Annotated in this window: 1 protein-coding gene; it reads left to right on the top strand. The window is 45.5% G+C overall.

The features are described 5' to 3' along the window. Nucleotides 1-21: 21 nt before the first annotated feature. A partial coding sequence (locus tag HHO50_RS21135; protein WP_219921625.1) for a hypothetical protein occupies nucleotides 22-323 on the top strand: 302 nt, incomplete at its 3' end.

The following is a 323-nucleotide window of genomic DNA, read 5'->3' on the forward strand; positions in this document are numbered from 1 at the left end:
GACACGATCAGGAAAGAATATATGCAGAGACTCAAGGCGATACTCAAGTCAAAACTCAACGCCGGAAATATGATAAAAGCCATAAACACATGGGCAGTGCCAGTAATCAGATACAGCGCAGGAATAGTGGAATGGACGAAGGCAGAACTTCGCAGCATAGATCAGAAAACCAGGAAACATATGACAATACACAAAGCACTACACCCAAGAGCAAATACGGACAGACTATACATAACACGAAAGGAAGGAGGGAGAGGACTACTAAGTATAGCGGGCTGCGTCAACATTGCAAACCGAGCTCTGGGGCAGTATCTGCATACCAG

The sequence above is a fragment of the Rufibacter sp. XAAS-G3-1 genome (assembly GCF_013623775.1).
Classification (GTDB): domain Bacteria; phylum Bacteroidota; class Bacteroidia; order Cytophagales; family Hymenobacteraceae; genus Nibribacter.